Annotated in this window: 3 protein-coding genes; all 3 read right to left on the minus strand. The window is 64.5% G+C overall.

The genetic code is table 11. The features are described 5' to 3' along the window. Window positions 1–34 precede the first annotated feature (34 nt). Genes recD through recC form a run of 3 tightly spaced genes read right to left on the minus strand, consistent with a single transcriptional unit; the run spans window position 35 to window position 9,272 of the window. Entirely contained in the window at window positions 35–2,125 is a 2,091-nt protein-coding gene (gene recD / locus AC3WJP_RS16695) for an exodeoxyribonuclease V subunit alpha (protein WP_493723751.1), read from the minus strand. Further along, a complete protein-coding gene (recB, locus tag AC3WJP_RS16700; protein WP_493723750.1) occupies window positions 2,122–5,811 on the minus strand; it encodes an exodeoxyribonuclease V subunit beta in 3,690 nt (1,229 codons plus the stop codon). Before recB ends, recD begins: the two co-directional genes overlap by 4 nt. Beyond that, on the minus strand, window positions 5,808–9,272 hold the full coding sequence (gene recC / locus AC3WJP_RS16705; RefSeq protein WP_493723749.1) for an exodeoxyribonuclease V subunit gamma: 3,465 nt from the start codon (window positions 9,270–9,272) through the stop codon (window positions 5,808–5,810). The genes recB and recC overlap by 4 nt, the downstream gene beginning before the upstream one ends. Window positions 9,273–9,483: the final 211 nt, after the last annotated feature.

The following is a 9,483-nucleotide window of genomic DNA, read 5'->3' on the forward strand; positions in this document are numbered from 1 at the left end:
AAGAGGACATCAGCTCCTACACATCATCAAGACCTTACAAACTTTCGAGCATCAACCCGCTTAGCCGTTTGACCTTGCGCTTCACCGCATCTTCGAACACGCCCTTGCGCGGTTCGATCAGAGTGAACCAGTGCTTCGCCCGGGTGATGCCGGTGTAGATCAGCTCCTTGGTCAGCACCGGATTCAGCGCGTCCGGGAGGATCAACGCGGTGTGGGCGAACTCCGAGCCTTGGGACTTGTGCACCGTCATGGCGTAGACCGTCTCGACGTCATTGAGGCGGCTTGGCAAGACGAAGCGCACGCCACCTTCGCCATCGTTGCGGGCGAAGGCAACGCGCAGTACCAGATGCTGCGAACCCGGCGCTTCGGGCAGGCGCAAGGCGATACCGATGTCGCCGTTCATCAAGCCCAGACCATAGTCGTTGCGGGTCATCAGCACCGGGCGACCCTCGTACCAGTGCTGATCGCTCTCGATCAAACCGGCGGCGAACAGCGCCTGGGTCGCACGCTGGTTGAGCCGTTCCACGCCCCAAGGGCCCTTGCGTACGGCGCAGAGCAATTGAAACTCATCGAACGCACTCAATACCGCCCGCGCCCACTGCGCCCATTGCGGCGACTGCAGGTCCAGCGTCGGTGCCGGACGCTGGCTGTGGATAAGTCCAAGGTAGTGGCGATAGCCTTTGGGACCCGCTGCGCCGTGGCCATTGAGCAACAGTTTCTCCAGGGCCCGATCCTGCTCACCTTTGAGCTGCAGCGAGTGGATGTCCTTGAACTCGCCCTTTTGCAGCAACGCTCGCGCCTGCTCTGGCGCCTGGCGATTGACCTGCCGCGCCAGCTGGCCGATGCCGCTGCCTTCGCCGAAGCGCCGGGAATAACGCAGCATGACCACTTGCTGGGCCAAAGGATGCTCACTGGTCGTGCCGGCCAGCAAGTCGCTGCCGTCCAGTTGCTCGTGCCCCACCTGCTCCAGCCAGGCGCGGGTCTCGGGGCTGTAGCGGCCGGCCTCGGCGTCACGGCACAGATCCCCGAGCACCGCCCCGGCTTCCACCGAAGCCAACTGGTCCTTGTCCCCCAACAGCACCAGCCGCGCATGGGCGGGCAAGGCGTCGAGCAGGTTAGCCATCATTTCCAGGTCGATCATCGAGGCTTCATCGACCACCAGCACGTCCAGCGGCAGCAGATTGCCCCCGTGATGACGAAAATGCCGCGTGCCCGGGCGACTGCCGAGCAGACGGTGTACCGTGGTCACTTCCACCGGGATGCGTGCCCGCACCGCCGGGTCGACGTCCAGCGAGGCCACCTGGGCGCTGATCGACTCGGTCAAGCGTGCGGCGGCCTTGCCGGTCGGTGCCGCCAGGCGGATACGCAGGGGTTTGTCGGCTTGCACTGCGGGCGCTTGCAGCAAGGCCAGCAAGCGCACCACGGTGGTGGTCTTGCCAGTGCCGGGGCCGCCGGTGACGATGCTGAATCCACTGCGGGTCGCCAGGGCGCAGGCGAGCTTTTGCCAGTCCACCGGTACTTCGGTCTGCGCCGGGAACAGTTGCGCCAGGCGTTCGGCAAGGTCGGCCGGGGCGCTGGACGTCTGCGCAAGGCGTTGACGCAGGGCGCGATCGATACGCCGCTCATAACCCCAATAACGGCGCAGATAGAGGCGTTGGCCGGCGAGCACCAGCGGGCGCTGGCTGGCGGTCACCGGCTGTCCTGATGTGGGCAATGTGCTCTCGACCAGGGCGCTGGCCGCCAAGGTCTCGCGCCAAGCCTGCAGGCTGAGGTGTTCGAGCAGTTGCGAAGGCAGCAGCAAGGGCCCGGTCAGCGCATCGCCCTCGGGCGGCAGCGACAGGGCGAAGTCCGGCTCGGCCAAGGTCGCGCCCAGGTCGAGGCAGACGTGACCGTGACCGAGTTGATGACTGGTCAGCGCTGCCGCCAACAGCACCAGTGGATCGCCCTCGGGGTCGAGCTCGGCGAGGAAGGCCACGAAGGCCTTGTCCAGCGCCCGCAGCCAACCGCGCTCGACCCAGCGCTCGAGCAAGATCAGCAGATCGCCGCCAGCGGTCAGCGGCTGCAAACGCGCCAGGCTCTCGGCATCCAGAGGGGTCGGTAACAGATCATCGAACGTGCGGCTCATGCGCCGGCTCCTTGAAACAGATCGCCTTGTTGGACGGCGGGCGGCCGCGGTGCGGCCTCCCCGCGGAACTGTGCGTCGAGTTGCTCGATCAGCGCTTTGTCCGGTCGGGCGAAATAGCAGCCTTGAGTGGGCGCGTGCACGCCGCGCAGAAAGATGAACAGCGCGCCGCCGACATGCAGGTCGTAGTCATAGTCCGGCAATCGCGCCTTGAGCTGACGGTGCAGGGCCAGCAGATAGAGCACGTATTGCAGATCGTAGCGATGATCGAGGATCGCCTGATCCATCGCTTCCCAGGTGTAGGCCTGCTCGTCCGGGCCGAGCCAGTTGGACTTGTAGTCGACCACGTAATAGCGGCCCTGGTATTCGAAGGTCAGGTCGATGAAGCCCTTGAACATGCCATTCAACAAGGCGCCCTGAGCTGGCGCGCGCAGTGCACCCTGATGGGTGTGCTCGCGCACCAGCGCGTCGAGGCGACTGACATCGACGCGGTGGCTGGCGAACCAGAATTCCATCTCGATCTGGTATTCGCGCAGGTCCCTGAGGGCGCAAGCGGGTTGCCCCTCGGCCAGCAGCAATGGCTGGGCGATCAGGGCCTGCAGCCAGTCAGTGAGAGTGGGAATCCAGCCGCTCCAGTCACGCCGGTTGCAGCGCCGCGCGACGCTGTCCTGAATGGCTGCCGGATCGACCTGGCCGAAGCCTTCGGTACCGGCCCACTCCAACAAGCCGTGGAGAAAGGTCCCGGGGTTGGGGCCGCGCGGGAAGCGATGGATATCGCCGCTGCTGGCTTGCACTTCACGAGGCGCCAGGGGATCGAGGCGTTCGTCGTCATAGAGTTTTTGCGCCTGGGCACTGTCCGGTGCGGCGACCGGGTCGTCGCTGATACGCAGTGCACTGTAGGACGCGATCCACCAGTTCTCGGCCGCCTTGCGCAAAGGTATCAGCTCGGCACGCAGGGGCGCGTCGTTGACCGGCGCGATAAAGTGCTGGTCATTGGCCTCGGGCAGACTCGGGTAAGCGATGCTGGCACAGCCCTGCTGCAGGTCGCGCAGCCAGCTGGCCAGAGCGGTGGATTCAGGTAATGGCTGACCACCGCCGAGTAGATAGCCCAGGGCCGCGCGGTGCAGCACCGAATCCTTGTGGTTGCCGCGCTTGAGGTCGGCGATGCCCAGCCAGCAGGCGTATTGCGCACGCGTCAGGGCGACGTAGAGCAGCCGCAGGTCTTCAGCCAGGCGCTCGTCATCGGCCAAGGCGATCTGCTCCGCCGTCGGGCTGAGGGTCACATGGGCCTGGCCATGCTCGTCGTGATAAGCCAGCGGCAGGCGCTTGCCATCCACCGGTTTCGCCGAGCAGATGAAGGGCAGAAAAACCAGCGGGTATTCAAGGCCTTTGGATTTGTGGATGGTCACTACCTTGACCAGTTGCTCGTCGCTTTCGAGACGCAGGATCTGCTCTTCACCCGCCTGCCCGGACAACGCCAGGTGTTCGGCCAGGTGCCGAATCAGCGCTTGTTCGCCGTCCAGTTCGCCGGCCGCCTGTTGCAGCAATTCACTCAGATGCAGCAAATTGGTCAGCACCCGTTCGCCGTCGCCGCGCAGCATCAAGGTCTGCGGCAAGGCGAAATCGTGCAGCAGGCGTCGCAGCATCGGCAGCACGCCTTGGGTGCGCCACAGGCTGCGGTATTCACGGAACTGCATGACCCGCGCTTCCCACGCCAGCTCGTCCTGATTGAGTTGCTCGAGCTCGGCCAGCGGCAGGTCCAGGGTGATGCACGCCAGCGCAGCACGCAGCGGCCGCTCGGCGTCGGGCTCGGCGCAAGCCTTGAGCCAGGCCAGCACGTCATGGGCCTCCTGGGCGGCGAACACCGAGTCCTTGTCGGACAGATACACGCTGCGCACACCGCGCGCCGCCAGTTGACCGCGCACGGCCTGGGCCTCCTTGCCGTCGCGCACGAGGATGGCTATATCGGCCGGGCGGATACCGCGCAAGCGTCCCTCGGCATCGACGAAGCCACCGTGCTGGTGCTGCCCGGACGTCAGCAGGCGGACGATTTCACTGGCGCACACGGCGGCCATTTGCGTGCGGTAGACCTCGCCAGACAGCGGCGCCTCGCTTTGCAATTGCCAAAGAGTCATGGCAGGCAGAGTGGCGCCGTCGACCTGCAGCGTCTCTTTGCGGCCCTGGGCATCCACTGGCAGGAACGGCACCGGATTGTGCTCACCGTCCTTGAACAGAAAAGCCCCACGGCCCGACTGGCGCTGCTCGGCGATGGCGAATACATGGTTGGCCGCAGCGACCATTGCAGTGCTGGAGCGGAAGTTCTTGCCCAAGGTGTGCAAGCGCCCGGTAGTCGCCTGACGCGCACGCAGATAGGTATGAATATCGGCGCCGCGGAAGGCGTAGATCGCCTGTTTAGGGTCGCCGATCAGGAACAGCCCGATGGAGGGATCGTTGTCCTCGATGTGGTAGATGCGCTCGAAGATACGGTACTGCACCGGGTCGGTGTCTTGGAATTCATCGATCAGCGCGACCGGAAACTGTTCGCGGATGAGGCTGGCCAAACGCTCGCCGCTCGAGCCGCCCAAGGCCGCATCGAGGCGTAGCAGCATGTCGTCGAAGCCCATTTCGGCACGCCGGCGTTTCTCCGCTTCGAAGCGTTCGCCGATCCAGTGGGCCGCATGTTGTAAGACCGCGGCATCGGGGCTGGGCAGGCCGTCGAGCTGGCTGGGCAGATCGAGCATGGCGTCCAGCGCGGGATGGTCCGGCGGATCGGTCTTCCAGGCTTCACCCACGCCTTCCCGGGTCAAGCGGGTGAAGCCTGTACCGATGTCGAGCTGATGCTGGTCTTCGTCGCTCGCCCAGGCGGTGATCTTCGCGAACCAAGGCTCGAAGAAACGCGCTTGGATGTATTTGCCGTGCACGGCCTTGGCGGCGACTCCAGCGTGAAACAGCGCGAGCAGTTCCTGAGCCCATTGCGCCCAAGGCTGTTTGAGGGCGGCCAGGACCTCACGGCGTTGTTGCAGGCTGGCGTCGATGATCTCCCCGGGTTCGCGCCCATCGTTGTTGGCGCTGTGGGTGCCGAATAGCGCGCGTACGCGAGGCAGCAGCGCGGCCGGGTTGTTCCAGTGAGTGCGTACCCAGGTCAGGGTGTCGCCTTCCAGGCCATAGCAGAAACGTCGCCAGTAATCGCGCACCACTTCGCCGAGCAGTTCACTGTGGTCGGTTTCCAGCGTCTGGGTGAACAGGCTGCCGCTGTCGAACGCATGTTCGCGCAGCATGCGCTGGCACCAGCTGTGGATGGTCGAGACCGCAGCTTCGTCCATCCATTGGGCAGCGATGTCGAGCTTGTTGGCGCAGGCCGCCCAGTGCTCGGGCGGGTAGTCACCACGCAGCTGCTCGATCAGCGCATCGGGGCTGGGGATCTCGTCGCGGAAAAAACGCGCCGCGTCGGCCAGTCGGGTGCGAATGCGGTCGCGAAGCTCCTTGGTCGCAGCATCAGTGAATGTCACTACGAGGATCTGTGGCGGCAGCAGTTCGCGGCCGAAGCCACTGGGCTCACCGCCGTGGCCGAGCACAAGGCGCAGGTACAGCGCCGAAATGGTGAAGGTCTTGCCGGTGCCGGCGCTGGCTTCGATGAGCTGGCTGCCGCGCAGCGGGAACGTCAGGGCCAGGGGGGCGGATCGAGTCATGCCTGTGCCTCCTGGGCGTCGACGGATTGCCAAGGGGCTTCGAACAGCGGGCGATACAGGGTGTCGCACCAGCCGCTGAAGGTTTCATCAGCGAGCATGGCCCCGAAGTCGGGGAATTGCCGTGCCAGAGCAACGCTTTCTCGGCGCTCGCCATCGAAGGTAATACCGTCTCCTTCGTAGGCTTTGCTGGCGGCGGCTTGCGCCTTGGCGGGATCGCTCTGGCCGAGCCAGACGAAGGCCGTCTTGACCGCAACCGGCAGCGGCGCGGCCATGCCGATGAGCCAGGCGCCGAGCAGGTCGCGCAGGCGTGCGGCGGCGGCATCCTCGCTCAGGGGCTTGAGGATCAGGGTGTCGTCGCTGGCCACCAGCGCCGTCGTCAATGGCAAGCCCACGGCGCAGGCGGCGAGATGGTCGACCCAGCAGCGGATCATCCGATGCCATTTGCGTGTGCGTGCGCCGCCGATGGCATTGGCGATGGTGGTGACACTGAGCAACCCGCCATCGGCACGCTGCTGCAGACCGCCGATCCAGCCCTCGAGGGTCACGCCCTGATGGCTGAAGCTGATCGGCAACGCGCTGTCGAGGGTGATCGGCCACAGCACGCGCAAGTCGTGATAGCGGGCGAGCAAGTCGGGCAAGGGCTCGATCAGCTCGGCTTGCAGCCGAGTGCCGAAACCGGCCATCGGTAGCAGACCACTGCCTTGCAGACGTTGGGCCTGAGACTGCAGGGCATGGTCGACGCTATCGACGCTGGCCATACCTGCGGCCAGCAGGCTGTCGCTGAGGGTATAGCGTTGCAGGGCATCGAGGCTGAACGGCTCTTCATCCGGTGAGGGGGCCTGGGCCGCCTCGAAAAAGACTTTCAGCCGCTGGCTATAAAAGTGGCGGACCGGGTTGCGCAGGAAGTCCTGCAACTGGGCGATGCTCAGGGCGGCGGTGGGCGTGTATGCCTCCAGCGCGACAGTGGCCTCGCCCGTTTGTACGGTGCTGTGGAGTTGCTGCCATTCGCGGGCGTAGCTGAACAGCTGTTTGTTGCCCTCGTGGAAGTACCGTGCGCTGAATGGCTGCAGCGGGTGCTCAAGAGTGAGCGCATGGAGCAAGGCGTCGGGGTCACCTGCGCGGTCGGCCAGTTGCCAGCCGCTGGCGAGGTGATCACGCAACTGGCCGATGAGGACCGACGCCGGGCGCTCGCTGTTGTCGCGAATGCTGCGGCCGACCCAGCTGATGTAGAGCTGGTCCCGGGCGGACAATAGCGCCTCGAGCAACAGGTAGCGATCGTCTTCACGGCGCGAGCGGTCGCCGGGGCGGTAGTCGCTGCCCATCAGGTCGAAATCCAAGGGCGGCTGGGCGCGCGGGTAATCGCCGTCGTTCATGCCCAGCAGGCACACCACCTTGAATGGAATGGCGCGCATCGGCATAAGCGTGCAGAAGTTCACCGAACCGGCCAGAAAGCGCTGGGACAGACGCCCTTCATCGAGCCCCGCCAGCCAGGCTTCACGGACCACAGTCAGGGGCAACGCTTCTTCGAGGCCGACGCTGTCGCGGGTCTGAAGCCAGGTTTCGCGCAGGTCTTCGAGTTGCACCAACAAATAGTCATCGTGCTCGCTGGTGGCCTGGAAGAACACTTGCAACAGTCCATGCAGGCGCTCGCCCCACTGGCTCGGCAGCGCCGTTTGCGAGAGTTGCTGGTGGGCCACGGCAAGGGCGTCGAGCAGTGCCACCAGCGGGCCGATCAACGCCGCGTCGAGGCCGCCGATCTCGTCGTAGGGTTCGATGCCGTCACAGCCTTCCCCCGCCCCAACGGCGTAGCCCAGCAGCATGCGTCGCAAGCCGAAGTGCCAGCTGTTCTGTTCGAGGCCGTGAGGCAGGCCCAGACTGGCACGCTGGTCGGCATCAAGGCCCCAGCGGATGCCGGCGCCTTCGATCCAGCGATGCAGGGTCGGCAGGTCGCGCTCTTCGATACCGAAGCGGGCGCGCAAAGCCGGGACATCAAGCAGGTCAAGAATCTCACTGACGGCGAAGCGGCTGTCAGGCAGCTTGAGCAGGTGTTCGAGGGCGATCAGCAGCGGATCGCGGCCGCGTTGGCCTTGGTCGGTCAGGGTAAAGGGAATAAAGCGTTGGTCATCGCGCGGTAGTTGGCCGAACACCGCGCGGATATGCGGCGCATAGCTGTCGATGTCGGGGACCATGACGATGATGTCACGCGGGCGCAGCGAGGCGTCGGCGCTGAATCTAGCCAGCAGTTGGTCATGAAGAATCTCTACTTCTCGCTGGGCGCTGTGGGCGACATGGAAGCGTATCGACAGGTCCTTCACCGGATCGACTGCGGGCCAGGTGCTACGTGTTTCGGCCAGCGGGCGCAGTTCGAGGATGTCGTCCTGCAACTGGTTCAGCAAGGTGCTGGTGGTTGACTCACTGAACAGATCGATACGACCTTCGCGAAAGGCGGCGCGATAACTGTCAGGTTGGTCGTAGCTGTCGAGCAGGTTGATATAGTCCCGGCCCTGCTTGCCCCAGGCAGCCAGCAGCGGGTGGGCGTGCTGGTGCATGGCGCCGGCATCAATGCTTAACGGTGTGCCCTGTTTGCGAGCCTGGCGACGGTATTGATGACGCAGCAGGTCTTTGTCGGCAACGATATCGGCCCAGTGATGGCGGCAGGGATTATGAACGCAGAGCAGCACTTGGCTGAAACGCGCCAGGCCGGCGAGCGCTTCCAGTGCCTGGGCCGGTAGCGAGGAGATACCGAACACTATCACTCGTGACGGCAAGCCTGGTGGTGCTTGCTCGAGGTGTTCGATGCGCTCGATAAAGCGCTGATGCACGCCAGCTCGGCTTTGAGCCATCCCTTCGGCACCGACGTCATGCAGCAGCGCGCGCCAGAGTTCAGCTTGCCAGCAGTTGGCAACGGCCAAGGGCTTGGCTTCACCACGGACGCTGCGCAGTTGGTGGCGACCGGCAGCCCAGTCTTCCAGCCAGTCGGCACGGTAGACCTGGTATTGGTCGAACAGGTCGGAGAGTCGCTCGGCCAGCTGGTAGCGTTTGCGCAGGTCGGTGTCGTCGGTGAGGAAGCGCTGCAGCGGCTCGAAATGGGGCTGGTCGATAAGCTGTGGCAGCAGACGCATCAGGCGCCAGGTCAAGGGGGCCTTGTCGAGCAGCGAGGTCGCGGGGATTTCTTCCTTGCCAAGGACTTTACGGTATAGCTGCCACATGAAGCTTCCGGGCAGCTGCACCTCTACAGCCGCGGCGATGCCACAGCCACCGAGATCGTCTTGCGCAGGGTCTTCTGCCAAGGCCAGCTTCAGCCATTGAGCGATACCGTTGCTTTGTACCAGAGCAATTTCGCTTTCCAGCGGGCGCAGAGGGTAACGCCGCATCCAACTCACTACCAGACCGCGCAGTTCATCCAGACGGTTGCCGTGGACGATCATGAAGCCGGGGGTGATGGGAGTGGCGGGCGACATTCGGGCTTCCTTGGCGGTGAGCGGAGCTAGGGGCAAACTTTATCATGCTGGTGCGACAGAACGAGTCGCATGGAGCGAGGATTGGGTTGCAGGATCTTTCGGAAGGCGAAAAGACAAAACCCCCACCTGCCTGTGCAGATGGGGGTTTCGGAATTCAATCTTGACGATGACCTACTCTCACATGGGGAAGCCCCACACTACCATCGGCGAT

The organism is Pseudomonas sp. GW821-FHT01A09 (assembly GCF_058986725.1).